We start from the raw sequence: 25,430 nt of genomic DNA, 5'->3' as shown, positions 1-25,430 counted from the left end.
TGAGCGCATCTGCTCCCGGGCCTGCGGGTGGACCCGGTGGCTGGCAGGATCAGCGGCATGAGGATTCTCGTCCTGGGGGGTGGCTGGTTCCTGGGGCCGGCCGTCGTGGCCGGCGCGGTGACACGAGGCTGGGAAGTGAACACGTTCACGCGCGGCCGCTCCGGCCGGACCGTGCCCGGAGCGATCGCAGTGCACGGTGATCGAGAGCGGCCCGAAGACCTTGCACGGCTGGCCGAGCACGGCCCCTGGGACGCTGTGATCGACACGTCCGCCTCGGCCCTCAGCTCACGCGACGTACTGGCCGGCGCCCGCGCCTTGGAACCGGTCGCCAACCGGTACATCTACGTGTCCACGGTGGCGGTGTACGAGGGCTGGCCCATCGAACCCCTGAACCCCGACTCAGCGGTGTGGGAGGCCCTGGCGGGCACGGACCAGGAACTTGAGCAGCCACCCGGCGCGACGTCGGGTATCAACCCCATCTACGGGCGGCGGAAGGCAGGCACCGAACGCGCGGTGGTCGAGGCCTTCGGGCTCGCCCGGACGAGCCTCCTGCGACCAGGTGTGCTGTTGGGGCCGGGAGAGTACGTCGGGCGTCTGCCGTGGTGGCTGAACAGGGCCAAGCGGGGCGGGCGCATTCTCGCCCCCGGAGACCCGTCGCGGAGCATCCAGCCTGTCGACGTCCGGGACACCGCCGTGTTCGCTCTTGATCAGGCGCAGCGTGTGGGGCACCAGGTCCACAACCTCGCCGCGCCGATCGGAGAGACGATGGGCGGGCTCCTCCAGGCGTGCGTGGACGTGACCGGAAGCAACGGGACGCTGGTGTGGGTACAGGACGAGGTCCTGCTGCGCCACGGACTGCGCCAGTGGACCGAGCTACCGCTCTGGTGGACCCACCCGGGTACGTCGGCCATCGACTCGTCCTCGGCGGTCGCGGCGGGATTCGTCAGCCGGCCTCTGGCGGACACGGTGGCCGATACGTGGGCGTGGCTGAGCGAGGGGAACAGGCCGGTGCCGCACAGGCGTTGGGCGAAGCACGGCCTCGACCCGGCCAAGGAGCACGCCATCCTGGCGAGCGTGGGCTAGCCGTTTCCCCTGCCGAGAGCGAGCCTCGGCGCCCCGGGCCCCAGGAGCTGCGGGGCGGCAACGACGGTGAAGTCCTCGATGCGTTCGGCGAGGTCCTGTGCGAGTCGGGCGTCTCGGAAAGCCGGCATTGCCAGCGCGGCCTGGATTGTGTGGACCCTCGCTGTGAGCCCGGCCCCGCGCCACTCCCGGGGGAGCGCGAGCACAGGGTCGAGAGCCTCGGCAGCCCCGTCCAGGTCGTTGCGCATCAGCAGCGCGCAGGCCAGATCGGCTCGGGCCTGCGGAGCCACGACGAGCGGGCTGGAACTGGTCGAACGGGCCGCGATCAGCTCCAGCGACTGGCGGGCGGACGCCTCAGCTCCCGGCCCGTCGTGGAGGAGCAGCAGGGTGGAGCTGTTGCTCATGGCGACCCGCTCCGGGCTGAAATCGAACTCCCCGCCGATGCCGTGGAGGTCGTCGTCGACCGGGCCGCGATCGATCAGGCTCTCCTCGATGGCCAACTGGGCGTCCTCGGCCAGGCCGCGGTGCGCGTAAGCGCGGGCCGCGATCGCGGCCAGCCTCGCCTTGCCCGTGGCCCCGACGCCGGGGAACAGCCGGGCTTCCTCGATCTTGCGAACTGCCTGGGCGGGCTTGCCCGTCCAGTAGTACAGAACCGCCAAGTACCCGTGTGCGTACGCCTGGAGGGGGCCGTATTCGGCAACCTGGCCGTACAGCGCTGCCGCCCGGGCCAGCTCGAAGGCGTGGGGTATTGCGCCGAGGTCGAAGGCGCACGCGGAGAGAAGCGCCGCAGCCTGGCCGGCCGCCAGGTACAGGCGACGGCGCTGCGACAGCACCTGGGTGCGGTCCAGCAGCACCTTCGCGACGGCGAGCACCTCCTTCGCCGAGGCGAAGACCAGGTGCGGCGGCCTCGTACCGGTGTCCTGCACCAGACCCACCAGATCGTCCTCAAGCTGGTCGAGCGTGAGATCGGGGAGCAGCTGAGCCGCTGCCTCCGAGGCGTGGTCACGGGCATCTCTTGCAGTCATGGAGAGTTCACTTTCATCGAGCACAGGAGCAGAAGGCGCCCGCTGCACCTGGGCCTGCTCGTCGGTGAAGGGCCCGAAGAGCTCGTCCACCGGCCGACCGAAGAGCCCCTTGAGGATCGCGGGTGCCGGGTAGTGGGGCCGGACAACGTGCCCGGAGCGCCACCGCGTGAAGGTCTTCTCCGTCAGGTCGATGTTCCTGAAAGAGGGATCGCCGGTCTTCTCGTGGAGCAGCGCGGCAGTGCGCCGGTACTCGGACAGGAACCCGCGAAAGTCCATGCCGGACTGGCTGATTAAGGCATCGAACAGGTTCATCACGGTCCCTTCGTCGCAGCCCGTGCGAACCGCGTCGTTCTCTGCCTACCACCGCTGGCCCGGAGATCACACGGGTCAGGGAGAAGTGTCCGCGAACTGTCCATGGTTCGTCCCGTGCCTCACCCGATTGGGGACCAAGTGTCCTTGTTTTGCCAGTGGTTATGTCCGCGGACCCGGTCCAGGGTTGATCACCGCAAGCGAACCAAGAACGGGGCGTTCAGGCGCTCCTGCTGACGGGAGCGATGCACATGGTGGCCGTCGAACAGCCGGCTCCCGTCCGCCACTGGACGGGCACCTTCACGGCGGACGCTGCGGTGGTCCCGATGGTGCGTCACAGCGCTCGGTTGCAGCTGGGGAAGTGGGGATGGGACGTGAACGGTGCCCGCGCCGACGATGTCCTGCTCATCCTCACGGAGCTGGTGGCGAACGCGATTCGGTATGGCAGCGGCCCGGGCGACTCCGTTGTGGTGCGTCTTGACGAGAACGGCGGCACCTGCCAGGTCGAGGTCCAGGACTCCCGGCCCGACCGGCTGCTGCCCAAGGTCTTCACACCCCGTGGTGAGCGCGGCCGCGGACTGGTCATCGTCGACCGTCTGGCGCTCGCCATGGGGGTGGCGACGACCGCCACAACCAAGAAGGTATGGGCGAGCGTGGACCTCGCCGACGACAAGCCGGGAGCCACACGGTGAAGCTCAGCCAACTTGCCCAGGTGTTCGGCCGGCGGCCCGCGTCGGGCCGACGGCGGAGAGCCGCATCGCCACGAACGATGCCCTCCGCGCCGCAACGCCGCCCCGTGACCGACCAGGACGTCTTCCTTCGTGAGCGTCCCTGGACGCCGGCGGCGCCGTTCTGGTGCACGGTCACCGCCTACTACCGGTGGGGGCAGCCGATCCCGCTGTGGAGCGGTGACGCGGGCAGTGTCCGGCTGGCCGTCAGGGTGCTGCGAGACCGAGTCGAGGCACTCGCCGTCGACCTCGGCCTTACCCACGACGACGACCAGCTGCTGTGGCTCGGCGCCCCGTCCGCCGAGGGACGGGCCACTGACGACCTCGCCAAGGGCCGCCCGCACGCCATCACGATCACCCACGGCGACATCGTCTACATCATCAACGCCACCCGCACCCCCAGTGCCGAGGCAGGGGCCGCTTCCGCCAGGCCGAGCGGAGCAGGCCTGACGGGAGCGGCCCCATGACGTATACGCGACGCGGCCAACTCCGAGGGGCCGCCCCAAACTTCAACCTCGGTGCGACCTGGCTCGCCTCCGCCAACCGGGACCCGGGATCGGCCACCGCCCAATGGAAGGCGGGTCGGCTCGCCGACATCGAGACCGGAGGGCTCTTCAACGTCGTGCGGGTCTTTGACGAGCGAAGAGGACGCGTCGCGTTGACCGATCTGTGGCAGGCCGACGTAGCGGTCGGCCCGGTCCTGCACAACCGCGCCGGGTGCATCGAGTTCCTGGTCACGACCCGCGCGGCCGCGCACTGGGACATGCCCCAGACCCAGCTGATCGGACACCTCGACTACGAAGCCGACCCCCCGACGATCGCGATGCCGGCCCCCGGCATGCAGAGGATCTCCGGAAGGAGCTGGCTCGTCCTCCCCGACGGCGAACGAAGACCGACCGACCCCGCGGACCTGGCCGTGGCCCTGCGGCGCGCCGACGCCCGCCTGCGCCACTCCCACCCCTGAACCCCGCTGCGCCCGGCCGCTCGGGCCGTAGCGGGCGCCTGGCCCAGCCGTTCCACCTCCCCCGGAACGGCTCGGCCAGACCGGATCGGCGACGGCCGATCCCACGTTGACCGTCCCCGGGCGCGGGCGCGCGCGGGGTGGTGCCGCTGCGCCCCCTGGGGACGGTCAACACCCACCCCACACGATGACCGAGCGCGACGGCCTGCGCAGCGGCAGGCAGGAAGGACACGATCCTGATGAGCTCCACCACCGACACGCCGGCGGAAGCCGGCACCCACCAGACACCTCGTCACGAGCGCGCTGTCGAGCCGCGGATCCCGGCAGTGGAGGAGCCTCGGGTCCGGCCCTGCGGGCACTACCCCTATCTCACGCAGCAGGAGGCCGAGGTGATGGCGTTGCTCGCCGCCGACCTCAACGCACTGCAGATCGCCGAGCACACCCATGCGTCCGACTACGCGGTCCGGACCCGCCTCCGCACGCTCGGGGTCAAGCTCGGGGCGGCGACCACGCCGCAGATCATCGACATCGCCTGCCGGTTGGGACTGCTGGCCCCGCCCCGGGGCGTACTGAAGACGCCGATCTCCGTCACCGCCATCACCTCTTTCCAGGCCCTGGCAGAGGGCGGCACCCGTTCGTGGATTGCCGCCCACAAGAACGTCTCGGAGAACACGGTCGCCAACCACCTGGCCCTCGTCCGGTCCCGGATGCGCACCTCGTGGAACGCGGCAGCGGTGTACCGGCTCCACGGGGTGACGCCCCTGGTCCTGAACGCCACCCTCCCGCCCTGTCCGGCCTGTGCGGCCGCAGGCGCCTCGTGATCCGCCCCCAGCCCCGCCCGCCCACGCCGCAGGGCTACGGGCACCACGGACTACCGGGTGAGGACGGCGGCCGCGAGCGCGGCGCAGGCCTGCACCGCCACCAGGCGGCGCAGCTCCACCGGCTGGATGCGCAGCTGCCGCTGGCAGCGGTCGGCTCGCTCGGCGAGCACCTTTTCCAGCTGAGCGCGGGCCTGCGGCGCCGCGAGGTTCGAACGCGCCTCAGCGAGGGAGCGCAATGCCATCGCGGTCGAGCGCAGCGTCAGGATGACCCGGGCGTAGTGGGCCTCGGCCAGATCTGCCCCCGTGACCGGGGCGGTGTCCCCGGCCCGCAGCAACCAGGCGCGGGTAACGGTGTCGGCCACAGCCAGGGTGTCGGCGGCGGCGCGCGCGAATGCGTCATCGTGCGGGCCGGCCTGGTGCAGCAACTGGCGTACCTGGTCGCTCTCGCTGGACAGAGCCCGGGCGAGCGACGTGAGGGCGGTAGGCGAGCCGTCGCCGAAGCGGACGCCGGTGTGCCAGCGGGGGACCTCCGGCAGCAGCGTGAGCGACCCGTGCCGGGCGGCGTAGTGGCTCAGGTGCGCGCCGTACGTCGGGGCCTGCTGGTCGTGGTCGCGGATCACCAGTTCCTCGATCGGCGGCATGCGATAGACGCCAGCGCCGAGGACCGGCCAGCCGACGACGTCCGACGGGGCGGCCTCGCCGACCGGCAGCCCGTGCCGTGCGGCGACCGCGGCCAGGTGGGCAGCCAGGCCCGGCACGTCCCGGCTCATCACGAAGAAAGACTCGCCGAACTCCGAGTTGTGCAGGCTCACGACGGCGGCCGGCTCCAGCTCGTCTACCAGGTCGGCCAGCGCCCGCTGCTCCGGCAGATCGAACCGATGGACACCGCCTCGCCAAGGGATGGGGAAAGTCCATTCCGGCTGCTCTGCCATCGCCGGGCGGAAGAAATAGCGGTGCTCGGTGTGCAGGTCGAGCGGGGCGCTCGTCCATTTCTCGTTCAGGGCGGCGCCGTCCGGATCCACGCACGGCACGAAATGCCATGACATCCCGTCGTGCAACTCCGGATGGCCTGCTGTCAGCTCGGCCAAGAACGCGATGGTGGAATAGCCGACCGGCTCGTTCGGGTGTGGGCCGCCGACCATCAGCATCGGGCGCCGTCCGGCCCCAACCGATAGCACGTCCAGAGCCCGCCCCTGCCGTGATGTGCCGATCTGCCGCACCCGGCACAGCCCTGGGGCGCGCCGGGCCACCTCGTGCAGCCGCCGGGTGAGCTCCTCCACCGAGGGCACAAGGTCCCCCGGTGGCACCAGCTCTGCGTATCCGGCCAGCACATCATCCAGACCGGAAAGGAAAAAAGCCACTTCTGAACCCTTTCTCAAAACCGCCCAGAAGCTATTCCTGGGTGGAGCTTAATGCTGCCCAAAAAAGGGCATATAAAGTCTTCTGTGAAATCCTGGGAAAGCCCTTCCGGGTAGGGCTCGTGAATGCTTTCATGGGTTCCGGCTGATTCGCCACCATTCCGTTCTAGAAGCCTGAAGGAATCATCATGGACGCCACCACCGCCGCCACCGTCGACCCGCAGGACACCGAGCAGGCGCAGGACAGCGGCCTGCGCCCGGCCGCCACCCACGAACTGCTCGGCTGCACCGTCTCCGGCCAGTAGCGCACCGGCACCGCACAGGGCGGGCCCGGCAACACGCTGGGCCCGCCCCCGCCCCCGCCTCACCCTCGACCTGAGGAACCCACCGTGACCCACCCCCGCCTGCGGGCCGAGCACCAGCCCGCGATCCGACCGGACGGCCGGATCCAGATCGGGTCGCTGCCCGGCCTCGCAAGCACCCTCCCCGACCCCGGCGGTTGGCGCCGGTACCTCCTCCAGCTCCTGGACGGCACTCTGGCAAGCGATCAGCTCATCCAGGCGGTCGCCAGTCGATACCCCGACGTCCCGGCCGCCCAAGTCGACCGGCTGCTGCTCGACCTGATCCGGGCCGGACACGTCCAGGACGCTGCCGCGGCCCGCCCGGCCACCCGACTGGACCCCGGTGCCGCCCACCTCCACCAACGCGGTATCGAGTACTGGGAGATGGTCGACCAAGACCCCGGCCGCACCGGTGCGGACGTTCAGCAGATCCTGGCGCGCGCCGCGGTGACCGTTGTCGGCATCGGCGGCGTCGGCCTCGCCGCCGCCGCCGCGCTCGCCGCCGCCGGAATCGGCCGCCTGATCCTCGCCGACCACGACCGCGTCGAGGACTCCAACCTCAACCGCCAGACGCTCTACATCCGCGCCGACATCGGCCGGTACAAGGTCGACGCGGCACGAGACCGCCTGCTGGAGCGTCACCCCGACCTCGACGTCGTCCTGTACCCCGAACAGATCGCCCTCCAGGTGCAGTTCGCACGCCTGATGCGCCAGTGCGACCTGCTCATCCTCGCCGCCGACGAGCCCGACCACCTGCGCCTGACCGCCAACCGCGCGGCCCTGAGCACCTCCTGCGCGTGGATCGACCCCGGCTACCACGGCCCGCTGATCAGCACCGGGCTCTACACGCCGGGCACCGGCGACGCCCCCTGCTGGGAGTGCCTGCGCCACTTCGACGCCACCGCCTACGGACTGCCCGGCACCCACGGCGAGGTCCTGGCCGCCGCCCTGCCCCGGCCCCTGGGCAACCCCGTCATCTCCACCAGCGCACTGCTGGCCGGCACCTACGCCGCCCACGCCGCCCTCACCCACCTCACCGGCACCCGCAGCGCCAACCCGGCGGGCACCATCCAGCGGCACAGCCTCATCGCCCCCGCCGACCAGACCCCGCACGCCGTCACGCACCCTCGCAACCCCGACTGCCCCTCCTGCGCCCAGTACCACCCCAAGCCCAGGCCGGGCATCTCGCCGAAGGCCCCCGCCGCCTGTTGACCGGCTGCGAAGCCGCCCAGGCCCGTGATCGGACGCACCACCACGCCAGCAGCAGGCCTGCTGCGGATCGCCGGGCCGCGCCCTGGCGACGACACCGCGCTCGCGCGCATCGCACCACACGCACCACCCATGGCGGCCGTCGGGTTAGGGCCGCAACCACACCAACCATCCATCCCGCCCCAGGAGTTCTACTGTGCCCGATCCGCTGATCGAGTCGCACGCCTTCCTCAGCAACACACGCACCGCCGCGCTCACCCGACCCGACGGCACGATGACCTGGCTGTGCCTGCCGGGCTTCGACTCCACCGCCGTCTTCGCCAGCCTCCTCGGCACCGCCTCGGCCGGCTTCTGGCGGGTCGGCCCAGCGAAGTACACCAACACGCCGACCGAGAGCCGACGGCACTACATCGGCGACACCCTCGCCGTCGAACAGGTCTGGGACACCGGCAGCGGAGTGCTGGCGGTGACCGACTTCCTGCCCGCCCCCGACGCCACCGGGTACGCGCCGCCGACGGTCGTGCGCGTCGCTACCTGCCGCAGCGGCATGGTGCGCCTGGCCTCCGAGTTCCGGCCCCGCCCCGGCTATGGCTCCCTCACCCCCGAGATGCGGTACGTCGGCCACGGCACACCCCGGCTGCGGGTGACAGCCGGCAACGACACCTACTGGCTGGACGGGCCCCGCCACAGCGTCAACCGCGGCACGGCCTCCTGCGACGTGCCGCTGAAGGCCGGGCAGAGCCTGGTCTTCGCGCTGACGTGGACGCGCACCGGCAGTCCGGCGCCGGCCCCGCTGACGGACCCCACCGTGCTGGAGGAGACCGAGAAGTACTGGGCGCGTTGGGCGTCCGTCTGTACCTACGACGGCCCGCACCGGGACGCGGTCCTGCGGTCGGCGCTCACCCTCAAGGGCCTGTGCGACCTCGGCGGCGCCGCGGTCGCGGCCCCGACCACCTCGCTGCCCGCTCCCATCGGCGGTGTGCGGAACTGGGACTACCGCTACACCTGGCCGCGCGACACCGCGTGGATGATGCAGTCCCTCCTGGCGCTGGGGTACACCGAGGAGCCGACCTCCTACCGGACCTGGCTGACCACGCACATCGACCCGGACGCCCTCCAACCCCTGTACAGGCTCGACGGCGGCCCGGTCCCGACAGAGGAGCCTCAGCTCCACCTGCCGGGGTACCGCAGCTCTACGCCGGTCCGGATCGGCAACGCCGCCGCCGCACAGCACCAACTGGACGTGTACGGCGAACTCGCCGACCTGCTCGCGCAGATGGACGACGCAGGCATTCCGCCGTGCCCCGACGCCGATCAACTGCTGCTCGCCCTCGCGCTCAAGGCCCAGGCGTTGTGGGAGCAACCCGACGACGGGATGTGGGAGAGCAGGGGCACCCCGCGCCGGTACGTCTCCTCCCTGGTGTGGGCCTGGGTGGCCCTCGACCGTGCGGTGCGCGTCCTGGAACGCCACGAAGCCGGCGACCAGAAGATCCTTCGCGGATTGGCGGCGACCGCCGAGACCATCCACGCCGAGGTGTGCGCCCGGGGCTACGACGCGGAGCGCAACACCTTCACCCAGTACCTCGACGGCCGAGACCTGGATGCCTCCCTCCTGCACATCGCCCGCACCGGATTCCTGCCGCCGGACGACAAGCGGGTGATCGGCACCGTCGAGGCGATCGAACGCGAACTCGCCGCAGGCGGCGGCCTGCTCCGTCGCTACCCGACCAGCGCCGATGCGGCCGACAACGTGGACGGGCTGTCCGGACACGAGGGAGCGTTCCTCGCCACCGCCTTCTGGATGGCCGAAGCCCTCGCCCTGATCGGCAGGCACGGCGACGCCGAGGACCTGCTCGACCGCCTGCTGGCGGTGCGCAGCGACCTCGGCCTCCTCGCCGAGCAGTACGACCCCGCCGAAGGCATCCACCTCGGCAACTACCCGCAGGGGCTGTCGCACGACGGCTTGATCCGGGCGGCCCTGGCCGTCAGCACCGCGAGCACGGACCCAGCCGTCGACGATCAGCTGATGCTCGCGGTCGCGGAGGGGTAGAGCCCCGCGCCGCCCACCCTTACCGGCCCGCCGGGTACTGCCCTTGATCTTCCCTCTCGACACCACGGCCAACGTCACCGCACCACGGGTGCGAGGCCGCGCAACAACCGCCCAACCACGGAAAGATCCACGATGTTCACCATCCACAACGACGCCGGCGCCAGCGCCGACGACCAGCGCCGGTACGAACGGCTGATGGAAGCCGCAATCCCACTGGCAGCCGACCTCTCCCAGCTGCCGCTTCCCGACCACATCACTGTGCGCATAGCGAGCCCGCAGCAGTTCGTCGCGTGGCAGACCGAGCACAGCCTGCTGATGGTCGACAGGGGCATCGAATCCCTTGAACTCAGCGGCGTGAAGCGCCGGTTGCTCAGGGCGTCGGCGAGGATGGCGGTCAAGACCAAGGGCAAGACCATGGCAGAAGGGTTCGCCCCCGCGGTCCAGGGCGCCATCATCTACCGCTCCGGCGCTCCGGCCCTGGTGGTCATGCCCACCGCCCATGCCGAGTCCCGCGGCACTGACCGCTTCCTGACCTGCTGCCTCGCGCACGAGGTCGTGCACCTTGGCCAGTTCGAGATCAACGCGGCGCTCCCCTACGCCATGGTGCGCCTCGGCCTCCAGGACCAGCAGGCCAAGTGGCCCCGCGACGAGTACCGCGCCCCGTCCGCTGTCCTGGAAGGCCATGCCTCCTGGGTCCAAGCGAGGGCGTCCGAGAGGCTGTGCGGTGTCGCGACATGCAAACGCCTGGACGATGAACCCGAGCCCACCGAGCTCTTCACCCGGCTCGTCGCTGAGTCCCCCCGGGCGGATGCCTACGACCTCGGTGAGAAGTTCGTCGCCGCCGTCTACGCCTTCGGCGGGTATTCCGCGATCGAGCGCCTTCTGAAGGACGAGGAATGGATGCCGACCAACCGGGAAATCCAGGACCCGGCCGTCTGGCTGGACCGCCACCAGGACACCTGAGCACGTGCTCGCGGGGGTAGTGAACGATGACCGGCAGCTGCTCGTGAGGCAACCACCGTAGTCCCGGCCGCGCGCCACGAAGCCCGGCAGGACACAAGAAAGGGCGCCGCCTACCGTCCCTCCTCGCCATCCAGAAGCGAGGAGGACGACGGTGGAGTTGATCGTGACAGCCGAGGACGTCGCCCGCCGCCTCGGCTACCCGACCCCCCTCGGTGACCCGGTGCGGCAGCGTATCGAGGTCGCGGTCGAGGACGCCCAGGAAACCCTGATCGGGCACCTCGGCCGGCCGCTGTTCCCCGCGCAGTACACCGAGAGCGGTGTCCGCGCCGGGGCGGACGGCTGGGTGCTCAGCCACGGCCCCCTCATCGCGGTGATCTCCGCCGTCCTGGAGACGGGTACGACGTCCGGCCCCTTCGGCACGCCGACGTACACAGTCACCTACACCGCCGGCATCGACGCCCGCGCCGACCCGCAGACCGCCCCGCTGCGCCTGTGGGTACGGGCGACGGCGTGCCACCACCCGCTGCTGGCGGACGCGCCCGCACGCCAGCGCCGCGTCGCCTCCGCCTCCGTGGAGGGCCAGTCCGTCACCTACGACACCGCGGCTGAGCCGCCGGTGGTGCTCGCGCCGCCGGACCTCGCCACGACCGACCGGTGGCGGCTGCGCGGCCGCCGGGTCTACCAGTCCCCGACGAGGCCGAACCCGCCCGGGCTCACGATCCCCGGAAGGTACGGGCACGAGTTCTGGCCGGGTGGGCTGTGATGGCGGTCGTGCTGGCAGACCGGCAGCTCGGTGTCCGTACCCGTGGCACGCCCGTCCTGGACGGGCACGGCGCGGAGGTCACCGGGCCGCTCGGCCCGCTGCGGGGACCGTGGCCAGGCCGCGCCGTGCCGCAGCCCGACGGCACATGGCACCTGGCCCTGGACGCGCAGGCCGGCACCCTGCTGGTCGGCGACGTCGTGGTGGAGCCGTCCACCGGAGCCGAGTGGACCGTTCTCGTGGCCGACCGGTTGGCGAACACCGACGACCCCGCGCTGGCCTACGTGCGGATCAAGGGGCGAGCCCGCGTCTCGGGCGGCACCCGGCCGGAAGGGCACCCGTGATGGCGCACCTCGAGCTGCCCTCCGACGTTGCCCGCCGCCTGGCCCCGCTGATGCTGCGGCACACCCAGCGCCTGGCCGAGGACGTCGCGGAGGAGGCCCGGCGGCGAGCCCCGGCGGCCAAGACCTGGCACACCCAGGAAGACGGTCATGCGCGGCCGAGCCACCAGGCCGCCGACGGCCAGACCGTACCGGCGCCGCTTCCCTTCTCCGTCGGGGACACCACGCTCTCCGGACCGCGTGACCCCGACGGCCCCGTCGAGGAGACAGCGGGGTGCCGGTGCACGGTCACCGAGGACCCGGAAGCCGTCGCCGTGACGATCTCGGCGGGCAAGGCCGCCATTGACGGCACGCGTACCCGGGCAGAAGTCGCATGCGACTTCCCGCGAGCTGCCGAGGCGGAGTACGCGCACGGCGACGGCACCCACTTCATGAGCGGTGCCGCTTCCCAGGTCGCCGCCCGGCGCCGCTGACCCGCCGCGCGAGGCCCGCTCCAGCGTGAGGCGCGGTGCGGAGAGGCGGACGGTAGGGGCCGGGCCCTGCTTTCCTTCGCCGGTCACCCACCACCGCCCGAAGGAGCCGGCATGGCCCAGCCCGACCACGTCCGCATCGTCCTCGCCCACCACCTCACGTGGCACGGTGAGCAACTGCTGCCCGGAGACGAGATCGAGGTCCTGCACCACGAGGCCCGGCAGCTGATCGGCGCCGGGTACGTCGCCGACCTGGACCCCGCCGACTCGGCCGCGGTCGCCAAGACTCTCAAGGCCGCCGTCGAGAGCAAGCCGGCCGTGGCCAAGGCGACGGCGAACAAGGCGACAGGGCAGGCGAGTGGCTGACCTGGCCGCCCTGGATCCTGAGGAACTGGCTGTCGCCTGGCTGGCGGGGCACGCCGAGCTGACGAAGGCGCTCGGCGGGCCCGGCCGGGTCGGGGCCCGCAACACCCCGCCCTATCCCCGTATCCGCATCACCCAGGTCCCCGGTGGTGCCGTGCCGGGCTGGCGCTGGACCGCCACCTTCCACCTCCAGGTCGAAGCGCTCGGAGACCTCGACCGGTCGGTTCCCCGCCCGCTGCTGCGTCGGGTGTTCGCCATCGCGATCCAGGCCCTGCACGAGCTGGCCTCGCAGGCCGCCGTCCCGGGACGGCCGGTGGTGACCGCCGTGCGGGCGCTGTCGGCTGGAGGGTGGCTGCCGGAGCCGACCGGCCAGGCCCGGTACGTCGCCGTGCTCGCCGTCACCGCGCACCCGCCGACCGCGTGATCGGGGCCATTGCGCGAGTTGTGCGACAGCCCCACGCGCGGTGCCGGCGCGACGTTACTGCTCGGCGCGGCCTACGGTCCGGCTCGTTTCTGACGGTCCGCGTTGAGGAGGCCGGTCGTGCCCGCGGAGAGCATGTTCGTTGCGCAGATGGCCCGTCTGTACCTGGCCGTGCCGGGTACGGTCGCGCCCACCGACCCGGTGGCGGCGATGCCAGCCGGGTGGAAGGAAGCCGGGCTGTTCAAGCCGGGCAGTCTGGAGTGGAACACCGACCCGAAGTTCGAGGACCTCAAGAGCCACCAGCTGAGGTACACGGCCCGCACCATTCAGACCGAGGACGCCGCGACGATCAAGGTCGAGCTGCAGGAGTGGAACGCGGGCAACATCGTCGCGGTGTACGGCGGTGGCGAGGTCACGAGCGTCACCCAGAACAGCAAGACCTTCTACCGCTACAGCCCGCCGAAGGTGGGCGGCCGCAAGCAGTTCGCGGCGGTGGTCGAGCTGATTGACGGCGCGAAGCACTACCGGCGCATCGTGCCCTTGTGCGAGCAGGTCGCGTCGGTGAACCAGAAGTTCCCCAACGACGCCGAGTCGACGCTGCCCCTGGAGATGAAGGTGATCGGCGGATCCGTCGGCGACCCGTGGTACGACCTGACTGACGACCCTGGCTTCGCCCCTGCGGCGGCATGAACTCGACGTAGCAGTAGGTGTTTTGGGGTTGTGCCCATCCGCAGCCCGTGCGCCTAATGTGGATCACGTCGGGCAGCCCTCTCCCCCCTGGGGCCGCCCGACCCCGCGATGCCCCGGCCTCCCCTTCGGCCGGGGCATCGTCGTGTCCGCAGCTGGTCGGGCGAAGCGGGCAGACCCGCCTCTGCCTGGTAGCACCTTGAGGTAATACTTACCATTCCTACTTGGAAGTCACACCCAATGGTGCTACCGTTGGGCGCATGGCGAAGGTATCGGTCTCCATCCCAGATGCGCTTCTCGCGCGGGCACATGCCCTTCACGAGAAGGACAACGTGAGTCAGCTCGTACAGAGAGCGCTGGCTCTCCTCGCCCCGGAGAAGGAGGGTCAGCCCTACCGGCCAGAGTGGGCGGAGGCCCGTGTCGCGGTCGTTGCCGACCGGCTTCGAGCTGCGGCTCGGGAAGATTACGAGGACGGGTACCGTACGGGTTTCGAGCTAGCCGAGCAGGCGCCCTGGGACTGGATGGTCTGGCTCGATCGGAAGAAGTTCGACGTCCCCCTGCTCTTGTCCATCCTCTGGCGCGCGGAGTACCAACCGGCCACGGATGTCCTGCGAGAGTTGGAGATGGCCTGTCGGTCGCCGACCGGTTGGCCCCCCGCATGGCACAAAGCCCTCGGCGAGGCATTCCCCGCCGAGATGGCACCTCCCGGGGTAGAGGACTGTCCGTACCGCAGCGATCAGTTCCACGCCGGTGTGAAGCAGGCATTCCGAGACGTCTGGGCGTACGCCAATAAGTCCATCCAGCAGTGACCTGAACAACGCGAAGTCCGTGCTGGCGCTTCGCGGATGAGAACCCGCCGCCCCCCGCAGTGCTTCCTACGGCCAACCAGCGAGGGGGCGACGGTTGCAGCACCAACCTGATCGAGTCAGAAAGGCACCCAATGGGCATTATCGCGCGTGGCTCCGCAGAGAGCCACGAGCTTGCTGCTGAGTCCGTCCTCCGTGGCCGGATTATCCAGGCCATCCGCCGTCGGGCCGCGCTCGACGGGCTCACGGCGGTAGTCCTCGGCGTTCTCGTGTGCGGGACCGTCGGCGGCTTCTCGGCTGGCGACGTCATGTGGCTGACCGCCGAAGCTTGCTTGTTCGTGATCGTCGGGGACTGGTGGAGGGCTCGCCGGGCCTAACGACCGGGTTGGCCGCCACTTAGCACGCGGGGAGGAGCCACCGGGGCACAGAGCCCCTCCCCGCGTGCTAGGCGGCGATATCCGTCGGCACCCTTAGTTTCTCGTGTGGCGCTGGACGCGACGCTACCCATCCCCGGCTCCTACGGTCTGCGGCGTTCCGTTGCCTACAGACCGAGGAGCCGACGTGGTCGGGATCGACCTGGACGCCGCCCGTGAGCGCCGTCTGGCCGCTGCTGCCGAGAAGGCCCGTGCGGCCAAGGCCGAGTACACCGTCGGCGAGGAGCCGCTGATCTTCGGCGGTGCCGCCGTGGCGATGCTGCCGGCTGAGCTGCCGCTCGCGGTGTGGGAGCCGCTGGTCGGCATCCCGTACCTGCCGCTGCTGCTGCGTTCCCTGGTGGAGGCCGCGCAGGCGCAGGGCGACCAGCAGACCGAGGCTGCGAGCTTGATCGTGGACGTGCTCGGCTCGGAGCCGTCGCTGCCGTCCGACCTGCTTGCCGCGGCCGCCGAGATGGGCCGCCGTCTGCTCGGGGAGGACGGGTTCGCCCGGCTGATGGAGCAGCGTCCCAGCCACCCGGACATCTTCGAGCTGGTGCGCGCGGTCTGGGCGAAGTACTTCCCGGGCGGTGCGGGCCTGGGGGAACTCATGGGGCCGTCCGAGTCGCTTTCGAGCGCTGGGACGACCTCGAAGCCGACTTCCAGCGGTACTACCGGCTCGACGCCCGCGGTGTCTGGCGACGGCCCGGTGACCCTGGATTCGTCGGCACTCGACGCCTCCTGACCCTGATGCGGGGGCTGCCTGCTGAGGCCCTGCTGCGCCGGGACGGGGCGGAGGTCGGTGCGGATCGCTGGGGGCTGACGCAGGAGCTGCTGGCGCAGCTGGTGGAGCTGGTGTCGGTGCTGGCGGCGGAGCACCGCCTGCGCAGGCCGGTCGAGCTGCCGCGTCCGGCTTATCTGAGGGCCGGCCGCGGGCACGAGCATGCTGGGCAGGGCATGGCCCGGGCTGTCGCCGTGCTGCGCCGCACGGGAAAGGCGGCCGGGCGTGGCTGAGGAGATCGACTCCGGTCGCCTCGTTGTTGAGGTCGTCGCCGACTCGTCGGGGTTCGCGACGGACGCGAAGGCCCGTGTCGACGCGGCGGTGCGCAACCTGCGGGCCAAGGTTCGGCTGGACCCGGACGCCTCCGGGCTGCGCGAGCGCGTCGATGCCGCTGCGCAGGCCACCCGTGCCCGGATCAAGGTCACGGTCGACGTCGACCTTGCGGGGCTGCGCCAGCGCGTCCAGGCGGCCACGCAGGCCGCCCGCGCCCGCATCAAGGTCGCCGTCGACCCGGACACCTCCGGGCTGGCGGAGAAGGTGCGGGCGGCGACCGCCCGCGCCGCGTACGTGCGCGTCGGGGTCGGCCTCGACACCGGCAACCTGCGCCAGCGCGTCCGGATCGCCGCCGAGGCTGCCGCTGCCACCGTCAAGCTCGACCTGGACGTCGAGACGGCCGGGCTGCGCGCCCGCGTCAAGGAAGCGCTGGCCGGCCTGTCTGTACGCGTGCGGGTCGACGTCGACACCGCCGCCGCGACCACCCGCCTCGCGGCGTTCCGCACGCTCGCGTCCCGGCCGGTCGACGTCCCCCTCAACGCCCGCGGCTCGGCTGGCGGTGGCGGTGAGTCCGGGGGGTTTCTCCAGGCCGCCGAGGGCTTCGGCTCCACCGTCGCCGGGCTGGCCCGACTGCCCGCGATGGCCTCCGGGGCGCTCGCCCTCGGCCAGGCCCTCACCCAGGTCGCCGCCGGGCTCTTCGCGATGGGCGCGGCAGCCGCGCCCGCGGTCGGGCTGCTCGGCGCCCTCCCCGGCGCGGCGGGCGCCGCCGTCCAGGGCCTGGGCACCCTGCTCGCCGCGTTCTCCGGCATCGGCGCCGCCGTCAAGGCCCTCGGCCAGGCGGACAAGCAGTCCGCTGGCGCGGCGGGCGCCTCCGCGCAGGCCCGGCAGGCTGCCGCCGACCGGGTGGCGGACGCGCAGCGCCGTCTCGGCACCGCCCAGCGCGACACCGACGAGCAGGCTCTTCGCGGCGCCGAGCAGGTCGCGCAGTCCCGGCGCCGGCTGGCTGACGTCCAGGAGCGGGCAGCGGCCTCGGTCGCCGCCGCCGACCGGCAGCTGGCGGCGGCGGAGCTCACGGTCACCCGCGCGCACCAGGCCGCCGCGCAGGCGCAGCAGGCGCTGAACGACGCCCGGCAGGCAGCGCAGCGCACCCTGGAGGACCTGAACCGGGACGCCGCCCGCGGGCCGTTGGAGGAGCAGAAGGCGCTGCTCTCGCTGGATCAGGCCCGTTCCAGGCTCAACCAGGTCAACGTCAGCCCGTTCTCGTCGGAGACGGACCGGCGCGAAGCCCAGGTCTCCTACCAGGAGGCGGTCAACCAGCTCGAGGACGTCCGCACCCGCAACAAGCGGCTCGCCGAGGACGTCAAGAAGGCCAACCAGCAGGGCGTCGAGGGCAGCGACCAAGTCGCGTCCGCGAAGGAGCAGCTGGCCCGCGCCCAGGAGGCAGAGCAGGACGCGGTCCGGGGCGTCCGGGAGGCCGAGCAGCAGGCCGCCCGGGCCCGCGTCGAGGCGGTGCGCGAGGTCCAGGACGCGCACACCGACCTCGACAAGGCGGTGCGCGAGGCGCAGCGCCAGCAGAAACGTTCCGCCGAGCAGGTAGCGGACGCCCAGCGGGACGTCGCCCGCGCGGTTCGGGACCAGTCGCAGGCGCTCAACAGCACCAGCAGCGCCGCCAATGCTGCCGAGCAGGCGCTCAACGCGCTCTCCCCGGCCGGGCAGCGCTTCGCACGGTTCCTCTCCGGCACGGTGCAGCCGGTCCTGCGGGGGCTGCGGGACACTGCGCAGGAGGCACTGCTGCCTCCGCTGGAGAGGGGGATCGGCCGGGCCCTGGTCCTGCTGCCGATCTTCAACCGCGCGATCGGCGACACCGGGCAGGTGCTCGGCCAGGCCGCCGAGCGCGGCGCGGAGATGGCCGCGTCCGGGCCGTGGCGGACGGACCTGGCGCAGGTCGCCTCGACCAACACGCGGGTCATCGGCTCACTGGCGAACGCCGGCCTCAGCGCTGCCGACAGCCTGCGCAACATCACGGCCGCCGCCGCGCCGCTGCTGGAGCGCCTCGCCCGAGGTACCGAACGCGGCGCTGCCCTGGCGGCCTCGTTCATCCAGGCCCGCCGTGACGGCGGCCAGCTCGAAGGGTTCTTCCAGCGCGCCGGGGACACCGGCGCGCAGCTGTGGGGCATCCTGCGGGACATCGGCCTCGGTGTTCTGAACATCGGGCGTGCCGCAGCCCCCGCCGGACAGCAGCTCCTCAACTCGCTCGCCCACGCAGCGAGTTCCTTCCGTTCGCTCACGGGCGAAGGCGAGACGCAGGCCAAGCTCGCCGGGTACTTCGCCAACACCGTCCCCGTCCTCCAGGAGGTCGGTCGGCTGGTCGCAGCCCTCGGCGTCGCCTGGTTCAACTTCACCAACAACCCGGCGCTCGCGCCGCTGATCGCCCGGCTGCGCACCGAAGTCCTGCCCGCGGTCATGCAGTTGGCCGGATCGCTGGGCAACGGCCAGCTGTGGGACCAACTGCTCGGGCTGCTCAGCTCCATCGTCGGTATCGCCGCCCAACTCGGCGGCCTCGGCAACACGCTGTCCGGGTTCCTGTTCGTCATCCAGGCCGTCGCCTCGGCCGTGCAGGTGCTGCTGTCGATACCCGGCATGGCGCCGTTCGTCTCCGCGTTGCTGACGATGGCCGGCGTCGCGGGCGGGATCATGTTCGTCGCCAACGCGATCGGCGCGGTGCGCGGCGCCATGGCCCTGCTGTCCGCTAACCCGATCATGCTGATCGTGGCCGCCGTGGCGGCCATCGTCCTCGGCCTGGTGACGGCCTATCAGAAGGTCGACTGGTTCCGTAACGCTGTCAACGGCGCGTTCAGCGGGCTCGCGGACGGCGTGCGCTACGCCCTCGACAGCATGGTCGCCTTCGCGGCCTGGTCCTGGGGCAAACTGTCGGGGATCTTCGCCCCGCCGATCCGCTTCCTCGTCAACACGGTGTACGACGGCGGTATCCGTCGGGCCTGGAACTGGATCGCCGACAGCTTCGGCCTCGGCAAACTGCCCAGCTTCACCGTCGGGTTCGCCCGAGGCGGCGTCGTGCCCGGCTACGCGCCCGGCCGCGACACCGTGCCCGCCATGCTCAGCCCGGGTGAGGGTGTACTCGTGCCGCAGGCCGTGCGCCAGCTCGGTGGAGAAGGCGGCATCACCGCCCTCAACGACGCCGCCCGGGCAGGTCGCCTCGCTGATTCCGGCGCGCCCGTGCAGGGCTTCTTCCTCGGCGGCCTCGTGGACGGCGCGGTCGACCAGCTCCGCGGCTGGGCCGCCGGCGCGCTCGGCAAGGCTCTGAACCCGGTGCGGTCCTGGTTCAACTGGATGCCCGACAACACGTGGGGCACGATGCTGCGCGGCATGGTCAACCGGGCCGTCGACGGCGTCCTGGCCTTCGTACGCGGCTACGCCACCGGGGGAGTGGTGCCCGGCTACGCGCCCGGCCAGGACAGCACCCTGGCCCGACTCAGCCCCGGCGAAGGCATCCTGACGCCGCAGGCCGTGCGCGGACTCGGAGGCGGCGGCGCCGTCAGCGCCATCAACGCCGCCCGCGGGCAACTCGCCGACGGCGTCCAGGGGGAGCGCATCGGCACCGTCATCTCGCCCGGCGCGATCGTGCAGTACATCACCAACCCGCTGCCCGAGACACCGGGGGAAACCGTCAACAACCGGCTGCGGGCCCTCGCCAGCTTCGGCCTGTTCGACAAGGAGAGCGCCTGATGGCCCGCGAACGCTGGCTGGTGGACGGCTACGACCTCACCGACGGCCTGGTACGCGACGTCGAGTACCGGGCCGGCCTGACCGGCACCCCGGCCGTCATCGGCGCGAACGCCACCGTGCCCAACCGCATCGGGGAACTGTGGAGGCCCAAGCACCACGGCCCCGGCAAGTTCACCCTCGCCCTGTGGCTGGCCCCCACCACCGGCGGCTGGCAGGACGTCGAGGCGGCGTGGGAAGACCTGCTGCGCGTCGTCGCCCGCCCGCACCGGCTGCTCACCTTCGAGCGGCACACCGCCGCCGGCCAGGTCCGCCGCTGTGAGGGAGAGGTGCTGTCCGCGCTCACCCCGACCCCGCTGGGCCAGAGCGGCATGCGCATCAGCCTCGAGGTCAACGTGCCCGCCGGGTACTGGGTGTCCACCGACACCAGCACCCAGGCGGCCGTCCCCGGCACGCCCGTGCCCCAGGACCTCGCGCTGACCTGGTTCGCCGACGCCACCGCCCCCATGGAGCAACTCGCCTACCTGCTCTCCGGCCCGATCACCGCCCCGACCGTCACCGACACCACCGACGGAACCGGCGACTCCTTCACCTACACCGGGCAGATCGGCGCCGGGCAGACCCTCACCGTAGACGCCGCCACCTGGCAGCTGACCGGCAGCGGAGGCTTCGTCCCCGACCCGGGGCGCCTGACCAACACCGGACCCGCCTTCCTGCGCCTGGCCCCCGGCCGGCCCGGCAAGCCTCCGAGCGTGCGCCTGACCGGCACCAACACCGGCCCCACCACCCAGCTAGCCGTCACCGGCCGCCGCGCCTACCTGACCTGACCGGAGAACACCGTGGCCGTGCACCTGCGCGTCTTGAGCCCGAGCGGCAACCTGCTCGGGCTGCTGCCCTACCCCGCCGACCTCAAGACGCAGGCCGAGCACAACGGTGCCGGCGCGCTGACCTTCACCTACCCGCGCAACGCCCCGGGCGCTGGCCTGCTGTCCGGAGACGACCCGCGGATCTCCCTCGTCATCGACGGCGTCGAGCAGCCCGAGCGGTACCTGCTGGAGGACGACGGCGACGACCCGGCCGACGACGCGGGTGAAGCCCGGCCGGTCCAGGTCGGTTGCCGGGGCGCACTCGCCCTGCTGGAACGCGCCGTGATCTACCCGGTCGGCCACACCCCGGGCAAGGCCGTGCAGGGCCTCGACGCGCACTTCCCGTTCGTCAACGCAACTCCCGGGGCCGTCCTGGCCACCCTGCTCCAGCGCGCCCAGGCCCGCAGTGCCCTGCCCGAGATCACGTGGGACTTCACCTCGGCCGCCGACAGCGCCGGACGCCCCTGGCCCACCACGTACACCGTCCAGTACGACGCCGGCGGCGACTTGCTCAAGACTGTCACCTCGATCACCGGCGCGGGGTGGGCCGATGTGCGGATGGAGGGCTACCGGCTGCGCGCCTATGTGCCCGACACCGCGTGTGCCACCGACCACCCCGGCATCGTGCTGTACCTGGGCCGGGACGTCCTCAAGGGCCCCCGGCAGCGCTCCCGCCGCTCGGTACGCTCCCACCTGCTGGCCTCTGGCGACTCCGGCAACCTGGCCGAAGTCGTCAACCCGACCGCGGCCGCCCGCTACGGACGCCGGGAGGCCTTCGACGGCCGGGGCGGCATCACCGACACCGCCACCCTCGCCGAACTCGCGCGCGTCACCCTCGGCGGTATGGGCGCCGCCTCCGAGGGCTTCACGATCGAACTCGACCCGGCCGCAACCCAGCACCGGCCCGGCACCGACTACCGGCCCGGGGACTACATCCGCTACGACCAGCGGCGCACCGACCCGACCACGCTGGAGCCGCTGCGGGTGCGCACGATCGCCACCACGTACGACGGCGCCGGCCAGCCCAGCAGCAGCCTGGAGCTGAACGACCTGTTCGTGGAGCAGCGCATCCGGGTACAGAGGCAGCTGGACGCCCTTACCAACGGCTCCGCGACCGCCTCCCGCACCCCGCTGCCGCCGCTCGGCGACCGCAACGACACTGTCGCCCCCAAGGCCCCGGACGCGGTGCTGCTCGGCTCCTGGGCTTACCTGGACCGGGACGGGCAGCAGCACGCCGCGCTGGCGGTGTCCTGGCCCGCGGTGACGCAGAACGCCGACGGCACCGTGTACGACGACGCCGGCAACTACTACGTCTCCTACCTGCTGCCCGGCCTGCGGATCGCGGGGCGGGACCCGCAGTGGTCCCCGGAGCAGGCCGTCAACGGCACCATCGCGCACTACGACCAGCTGCCCGCCGGGCAGCGCGTCCAGGCCCGGGTGCGCACCGTGGACGCCTCCGGGAACTCCTCCACCTGGCGGCTGTCCGAGGAGGCCGTTCTCGCCAGCGACACCACGCCGCCCCCGGTGCCGTCGAAGCCCGTGGTGACCTCGCTGATCGGGGCCCTGCGGGCAGTGTGGGACGGGCGCGGATCGGCGGGCGAGGCAATGCCCGCGGACTTCGCCGAGTTGGAGGTGCACGCCTCCACGGCAGCCGGGTTCACCCCCAGCGCGGCGACGATCGTCGACCGGCTTGCCGGAGCGGCGGGCGCCCCGATCACCGGCCTGTCCTACGGCACGACCTACTACGTCAAGTTCGTCGCCCGCGACCGGGCGGGCAACACCTCGCAGCCATCCGCCGAGGCCTCCGCCGCGCCGACCGTCGTCATCAGGTCCGACCTCGCCGACCAGATCATCGGGACGGCCCAACTCGCGGACGCCACCATCATCGGCGCGAAGATCGCGCTCGCCACCATCCAGGACGCCAACATCGGCACCGTCTCCGCGAGCAAGCTGACCGTGGGCAAACTCAACGCCGACCTCACCGTGTCCGCCCGCATCAAGACCGCCGACGCCGGCGCGAGGGTAGAGCTCAACTCCGCCGGTATCGAGGCGTGGAACGCCAACGGTGTGAAGACCGTCTCCGTGTCCGCGACCACCGGGGACGTGCGGATCGTCGGCGGCCTGTCCAGCGGCACCAGCGGCCAGCGCATCGAGATCAACCCCGGCGGGGGCCTGCCCGAGATCCGCTTCTTCCCCACCAACGGCAACAACTACGCCTTCATCAACGCGGTCGGCGGGAACAACGGCGCGGCGTACATCGGTCTGAACAGCGGCACCTTCCAGCACAACGGGCAGTCGACGGCCTACCGGCTCTACCTGACCGACAACATCTCCGCGCTGGAGACCATCCGCACCGACACCCAGAGGCCGTGGGGTGGCACCGTCCGGATGAACGCGAGCCAAGGCGCCGCGCTCGCGTACATGGTCGAGGACTCGCCCAAAGGCTACGTGATCGCCTCGGAGACAGGCGTCCAGATCGGCCGGAGCAACGACAAAGGCGGCAACACCGAGCTGTGGATCGACGCCACGACCCTCCAGTACAAGGGCACCTTCCTGAACTACTGGTACGCCGAGCCGGACCGCGGGCTGTTCACCGGCCGGGTGGGGATGCGCAACTGGACTTCGATGTCGCTCTCTTACGGGCCGACGATGCAGTCCGACATGGTGCCGATCATCACCCTGTGGGACTGGCAAGCGGTGAAAGCCTGGCAGGTCACCGCTTCCTCCACCACCGGCTTCACCGCCACCCTCTACGCCGCCAGCGCCGACGGCTCCATCGGCTTCTGGTGCTTCCGCATCTGACACGAACGGGGAACCACCATGCCCGAGCAGTACCAGGTACTTGACGCGGCCCGGATCGCTGTCGGGTCCACGCAGTGCTGGGCCGTGCGCCAGCAACGGCCCGACGGCGACCACCACGTCACCGTCTTCCCGACCTCCTCGTTGGAGTGGCGGGCCGCCGAGTACGACATCGACCACACCACCCCGGACGGCATCAACACCATCCTCGACATGCTGCTCCACGAGCCGTGGATTCCGGACCCGCGCGAGGACCGCCACACCGATCCGGCCACCGCGAAGAGCCTCACCGTCCACGCCGCCCAGGAGATCCCCGGCCCGACCGCAGGGGGACCGCCGCCGGTCACCCTGCACAACGCGCCCGACCGGGCCACCGCCCGCCAAGCCCACCTCGAACGGATCGCCCACGCCAAGCGGACCCGCGTCGCCGTCACAGCCGGACCGGCCGCGGGCGCGCGCCGCACGGCAGCAGCGAAGGCCGCGACGGACCCGCTCGACATCATCCGGCGCCACCACGGCATCACCCCAGAAGGGGTGGCCGCGAAGACGGAGATCGTGGAGCAGACCAGGCGGCAACTCGCCCAGCCCCAACTACCCGCCGAGGATGAGGCGATCCGCGTCAGCCCGGACAGCTTCACCACTTCGGTGTGGGACGCCGCGGTGCCCCGACGCGACGAGGCACATCGCCGCAGCGAGGACACGGCATGACCAACGGCCCCACCCCCGAACAGCTCGACCGCCTGCTCAGCACCGCCGAGCGCCGCCGGCTCACCCCCGCCGAAGCCGCCCTGCTCCGGACCGGCGTCCAGCACCTGCGGAAGGCGGCCGCCAGCGCCCGGCCAACCACCAACGACACCCCCAACCCGACGAAGTGAACGGAGCCCCCGCCACCATGGAGCACAACGACCAGCCCATCACCGTGGACGCCGAGCCGTACATCGCCCGGCTACGCAACCAGATGGCCGAGTCCTGGGGCCACGCCCAGGCGGAACTCGCCCTCGCCCGCGAAGAGATCGCCGTACGCACCGCGCGGGAAGCCGACCTGAACCGGCGGATCGCCGAGCTCGAGTCCACCATCGCCGAACAGCGCGGCACCTCGACGCGACCGTAGACACCGCCGCGCCCTACCGTCCCCCGCTGTGGAACGGGACCCGGACGACCAGCAGCCTCCCGCTGGCCGACGACACCGACGGAGGACCAGATGGAGCGAGATCACCGGGTGGAAGACGATCCGAGACCTGGTCCTGTTCCTGCTCGGAGCGGCAGTGATCGTGCGGGAGGCATGGACGCCACCGGCCGACCCGAGCGTGATCATCACGGGCCTGACCCTCGCGGGACTGCCCGCCGCGCTGTCAAGGGACGAACGGCCACCGCGCGAGTAGCCCCGCGCACCGGCCTCCTGGCCCGCTACCGGTTCACCACCGGCTACCTGGCCGCCGCCGGCGTCGCGTTCGTCACGACCTGGCCGCTCTGAGCGCCAAGCCCGCCCATCACCAACACCAGGAGACGATCTTGAACATCCTGAACGACACCGAGGCGTGGGGCCTGCTGCTCGGCGCCGTCACTCCCTGGGCGACCGCACTCGTCCAGCAGCCGCACTGGAGCAAGCCAGTGCGCGCCGTCGTCGGCGCGGTGGCCTCCGGCATCGTCGGCATCGTCACCGTCCTCGCCCGCGGGGACATCGCCCACGCCCAGACCGCCTTGACCACCGTCGCCCTCGCCGTCGTGGCCTCCAAGACGTTCTACGACGGCCTGTGGCAGCACGCCGGCGCCGGAGCACTGGAGCGCGCGACCGCCCCGGACCGCCGGGCCGGTTGGTAGCCGGCCCTGTGTCTGCGGCCGGCGCTACCCTAGAGTGATGATG

The 25,430-nt window shown here is 71.6% G+C and carries 26 protein-coding genes; 24 read left to right on the top strand and 2 right to left on the bottom strand.

What is annotated here, in order from left to right; all coding sequences use genetic code 11:
- Positions 1-57: 57 nt before the first annotated feature.
- Positions 58-1,083, top strand: coding sequence for an NAD-dependent epimerase/dehydratase family protein (locus tag ACFV8H_RS15080; protein WP_380399781.1), 1,026 nt, complete (start codon positions 58-60; stop codon positions 1,081-1,083).
- Here the strand turns inward: ACFV8H_RS15080 and ACFV8H_RS15075 are convergent.
- Positions 1,080-2,417, bottom strand: a complete 1,338-nt coding sequence (locus ACFV8H_RS15075; RefSeq protein ID WP_380399779.1) for a hypothetical protein — start codon at positions 2,415-2,417, stop codon at positions 1,080-1,082. The genes ACFV8H_RS15080 and ACFV8H_RS15075 overlap by 4 nt on opposite strands.
- A gap of 248 nt (positions 2,418-2,665) precedes the next feature.
- Here ACFV8H_RS15075 and ACFV8H_RS15070 point away from each other — a divergent pair, with 248 nt between their 5' ends.
- The 4 genes from ACFV8H_RS15070 to ACFV8H_RS15055 all read left to right on the top strand — a co-directional run bounded on the left by ACFV8H_RS15070 (position 2,666) and on the right by ACFV8H_RS15055 (position 4,924).
- Positions 2,666-3,106, top strand: a complete 441-nt coding sequence (locus ACFV8H_RS15070; protein WP_380399778.1) for an ATP-binding protein — start codon at positions 2,666-2,668, stop codon at positions 3,104-3,106.
- A 104-nt stretch (positions 3,107-3,210) separates the two neighbouring features.
- Positions 3,211-3,609, top strand: a complete 399-nt coding sequence (locus ACFV8H_RS15065) for a hypothetical protein (protein ID WP_380399776.1) — start codon at positions 3,211-3,213, stop codon at positions 3,607-3,609.
- Positions 3,606-4,106 carry a hypothetical protein gene (locus ACFV8H_RS15060; RefSeq protein WP_380399774.1) on the top strand — a complete coding sequence of 167 codons (501 nt, stop codon included), beginning with the start codon at positions 3,606-3,608 and terminating at the stop codon, positions 4,104-4,106. Before ACFV8H_RS15065 ends, ACFV8H_RS15060 begins: the two co-directional genes overlap by 4 nt.
- 236 nt (positions 4,107-4,342) lie before the next feature.
- Positions 4,343-4,924: a LuxR C-terminal-related transcriptional regulator gene (locus tag ACFV8H_RS15055; protein ID WP_380399772.1), complete on the top strand. Its 582-nt coding sequence runs from the start codon at positions 4,343-4,345 to the stop codon at positions 4,922-4,924.
- Positions 4,925-4,974: 50 nt separating this feature from the next.
- On the opposite strand, the gene ACFV8H_RS15050 is transcribed toward ACFV8H_RS15055, so the two are convergent.
- Positions 4,975-6,285 carry a M14 family zinc carboxypeptidase gene (locus ACFV8H_RS15050; RefSeq protein ID WP_380399770.1) on the bottom strand — a complete coding sequence of 437 codons (1,311 nt, stop codon included), beginning with the start codon at positions 6,283-6,285 and terminating at the stop codon, positions 4,975-4,977.
- 386 nt (positions 6,286-6,671) lie between these two features.
- Here ACFV8H_RS15050 and ACFV8H_RS15045 point away from each other — a divergent pair, with 386 nt between their 5' ends.
- The 19 genes from ACFV8H_RS15045 (at position 6,672) to ACFV8H_RS14955 (ending at position 25,387) form a co-directional block, all read left to right on the top strand.
- Entirely contained in the window at positions 6,672-7,835 is a 1,164-nt protein-coding gene (locus ACFV8H_RS15045; RefSeq protein WP_380399768.1) for a ThiF family adenylyltransferase, read from the top strand.
- Between the two features lie 193 nt (positions 7,836-8,028).
- Positions 8,029-9,882 (top strand): glycoside hydrolase family 15 protein, encoded by a 1,854-nt coding sequence (locus ACFV8H_RS15040; protein ID WP_380399766.1) that lies wholly within the window; start codon positions 8,029-8,031, stop codon positions 9,880-9,882.
- Between the two features lie 132 nt (positions 9,883-10,014).
- A complete protein-coding gene (locus tag ACFV8H_RS15035; RefSeq protein ID WP_380399765.1) occupies positions 10,015-10,845 on the top strand; it encodes a zinc-dependent metalloprotease in 831 nt (276 codons plus the stop codon).
- A 151-nt stretch (positions 10,846-10,996) separates the two neighbouring features.
- Positions 10,997-11,608 (top strand): hypothetical protein, encoded by a 612-nt coding sequence (locus tag ACFV8H_RS15030; RefSeq protein WP_380399763.1) that lies wholly within the window; start codon positions 10,997-10,999, stop codon positions 11,606-11,608.
- An 8-nt stretch (positions 11,609-11,616) separates the two neighbouring features.
- Complete coding sequence (locus ACFV8H_RS15025) at positions 11,617-11,949, top strand: hypothetical protein (RefSeq protein ID WP_380399761.1); 333 nt, start codon at positions 11,617-11,619, stop codon at positions 11,947-11,949.
- Positions 11,949-12,419 carry a hypothetical protein gene (locus tag ACFV8H_RS15020; protein WP_380399759.1) on the top strand — a complete coding sequence of 157 codons (471 nt, stop codon included), beginning with the start codon at positions 11,949-11,951 and terminating at the stop codon, positions 12,417-12,419. Before ACFV8H_RS15025 ends, ACFV8H_RS15020 begins: the two co-directional genes overlap by 1 nt.
- 111 nt (positions 12,420-12,530) lie before the next feature.
- Positions 12,531-12,782 (top strand): hypothetical protein, encoded by a 252-nt coding sequence (locus tag ACFV8H_RS15015; protein WP_380399758.1) that lies wholly within the window; start codon positions 12,531-12,533, stop codon positions 12,780-12,782.
- Positions 12,775-13,203, top strand: a complete 429-nt coding sequence (locus ACFV8H_RS15010) for a hypothetical protein (protein WP_380399756.1) — start codon at positions 12,775-12,777, stop codon at positions 13,201-13,203. Before ACFV8H_RS15015 ends, ACFV8H_RS15010 begins: the two co-directional genes overlap by 8 nt.
- 117 nt (positions 13,204-13,320) lie before the next feature.
- Complete coding sequence (locus tag ACFV8H_RS15005) at positions 13,321-13,890, top strand: hypothetical protein (protein ID WP_380399754.1); 570 nt, start codon at positions 13,321-13,323, stop codon at positions 13,888-13,890.
- Between the two features lie 257 nt (positions 13,891-14,147).
- Positions 14,148-14,696, top strand: a complete 549-nt coding sequence (locus ACFV8H_RS15000; RefSeq protein WP_380399752.1) for a hypothetical protein — start codon at positions 14,148-14,150, stop codon at positions 14,694-14,696.
- A gap of 558 nt (positions 14,697-15,254) precedes the next feature.
- Complete coding sequence (locus ACFV8H_RS14995; RefSeq protein ID WP_380399750.1) at positions 15,255-15,848, top strand: hypothetical protein; 594 nt, start codon at positions 15,255-15,257, stop codon at positions 15,846-15,848.
- Positions 15,849-15,853: 5 nt separating this feature from the next.
- On the top strand, positions 15,854-16,117 hold the full coding sequence (locus ACFV8H_RS14990; RefSeq protein ID WP_380399748.1) for a hypothetical protein: 264 nt from the start codon (positions 15,854-15,856) through the stop codon (positions 16,115-16,117).
- Entirely contained in the window at positions 16,110-19,904 is a 3,795-nt protein-coding gene (locus ACFV8H_RS14985; protein ID WP_380399746.1) for a hypothetical protein, read from the top strand. The genes ACFV8H_RS14990 and ACFV8H_RS14985 overlap by 8 nt, the downstream gene beginning before the upstream one ends.
- The gene (locus ACFV8H_RS14980; protein WP_380399744.1) at positions 19,904-20,728 is read left to right on the top strand and encodes a hypothetical protein; all 825 of its coding nucleotides are present in this window, start codon (positions 19,904-19,906) and stop codon (positions 20,726-20,728) included. The genes ACFV8H_RS14985 and ACFV8H_RS14980 overlap by 1 nt, the downstream gene beginning before the upstream one ends.
- Before the next feature lie 18 nt (positions 20,729-20,746).
- Positions 20,747-23,569, top strand: a complete 2,823-nt coding sequence (locus ACFV8H_RS14975) for a hypothetical protein (RefSeq protein WP_380399742.1) — start codon at positions 20,747-20,749, stop codon at positions 23,567-23,569.
- An 18-nt stretch (positions 23,570-23,587) separates the two neighbouring features.
- Positions 23,588-24,274: a hypothetical protein gene (locus ACFV8H_RS14970; RefSeq protein ID WP_380399740.1), complete on the top strand. Its 687-nt coding sequence runs from the start codon at positions 23,588-23,590 to the stop codon at positions 24,272-24,274.
- Complete coding sequence (locus tag ACFV8H_RS14965; RefSeq protein ID WP_380399739.1) at positions 24,271-24,441, top strand: hypothetical protein; 171 nt, start codon at positions 24,271-24,273, stop codon at positions 24,439-24,441. The genes ACFV8H_RS14970 and ACFV8H_RS14965 overlap by 4 nt, the downstream gene beginning before the upstream one ends.
- Before the next feature lie 17 nt (positions 24,442-24,458).
- Complete coding sequence (locus ACFV8H_RS14960) at positions 24,459-24,677, top strand: hypothetical protein (RefSeq protein WP_380399738.1); 219 nt, start codon at positions 24,459-24,461, stop codon at positions 24,675-24,677.
- Between the two features lie 401 nt (positions 24,678-25,078).
- Positions 25,079-25,387 (top strand): hypothetical protein, encoded by a 309-nt coding sequence (locus tag ACFV8H_RS14955; RefSeq protein ID WP_380399736.1) that lies wholly within the window; start codon positions 25,079-25,081, stop codon positions 25,385-25,387.
- Positions 25,388-25,430: the final 43 nt, after the last annotated feature.

It is taken from the genome of Kitasatospora sp. NPDC059827, from assembly GCF_042731675.1.
Classification (GTDB): domain Bacteria; phylum Actinomycetota; class Actinomycetes; order Streptomycetales; family Streptomycetaceae; genus Kitasatospora.
Note: the sequence above shows the minus strand (reverse complement) of the source record. Positions and strands in the feature narration are given on the sequence as shown.

Excerpts from the sequence above, each read along its gene's own strand:
- ACFV8H_RS15080 (WP_380399781.1), top strand. The coding sequence starts at position 58 with ATGAGGATTCTCGTCCTGGGGGGTGGCTGGTTCCTGGGGCCGGCCGTC.
- ACFV8H_RS15075 (WP_380399779.1), bottom strand. The coding sequence starts at position 2,417 with ATGAACCTGTTCGATGCCTTAATCAGCCAGTCCGGCATGGACTTTCGC.
- ACFV8H_RS15070 (WP_380399778.1), top strand. The coding sequence starts at position 2,666 with ATGGTGGCCGTCGAACAGCCGGCTCCCGTCCGCCACTGGACGGGCACC.
- ACFV8H_RS15060 (WP_380399774.1), top strand. The coding sequence starts at position 3,606 with ATGACGTATACGCGACGCGGCCAACTCCGAGGGGCCGCCCCAAACTTC.
- ACFV8H_RS15055 (WP_380399772.1), top strand. The coding sequence starts at position 4,343 with ATGAGCTCCACCACCGACACGCCGGCGGAAGCCGGCACCCACCAGACA.
- ACFV8H_RS15035 (WP_380399765.1), top strand. The coding sequence starts at position 10,015 with ATGTTCACCATCCACAACGACGCCGGCGCCAGCGCCGACGACCAGCGC.
- ACFV8H_RS15020 (WP_380399759.1), top strand. The coding sequence starts at position 11,949 with ATGGCGCACCTCGAGCTGCCCTCCGACGTTGCCCGCCGCCTGGCCCCG.
- ACFV8H_RS15015 (WP_380399758.1), top strand. The coding sequence starts at position 12,531 with ATGGCCCAGCCCGACCACGTCCGCATCGTCCTCGCCCACCACCTCACG.
- ACFV8H_RS15000 (WP_380399752.1), top strand. The coding sequence starts at position 14,148 with ATGGCGAAGGTATCGGTCTCCATCCCAGATGCGCTTCTCGCGCGGGCA.
- ACFV8H_RS14990 (WP_380399748.1), top strand. The coding sequence starts at position 15,854 with ATGCGGGGGCTGCCTGCTGAGGCCCTGCTGCGCCGGGACGGGGCGGAG.
- ACFV8H_RS14980 (WP_380399744.1), top strand. The coding sequence starts at position 19,904 with ATGGCCCGCGAACGCTGGCTGGTGGACGGCTACGACCTCACCGACGGC.
- ACFV8H_RS14970 (WP_380399740.1), top strand. The coding sequence starts at position 23,588 with ATGCCCGAGCAGTACCAGGTACTTGACGCGGCCCGGATCGCTGTCGGG.
- ACFV8H_RS14965 (WP_380399739.1), top strand. The coding sequence starts at position 24,271 with ATGACCAACGGCCCCACCCCCGAACAGCTCGACCGCCTGCTCAGCACC.
- ACFV8H_RS14960 (WP_380399738.1), top strand. The coding sequence starts at position 24,459 with ATGGAGCACAACGACCAGCCCATCACCGTGGACGCCGAGCCGTACATC.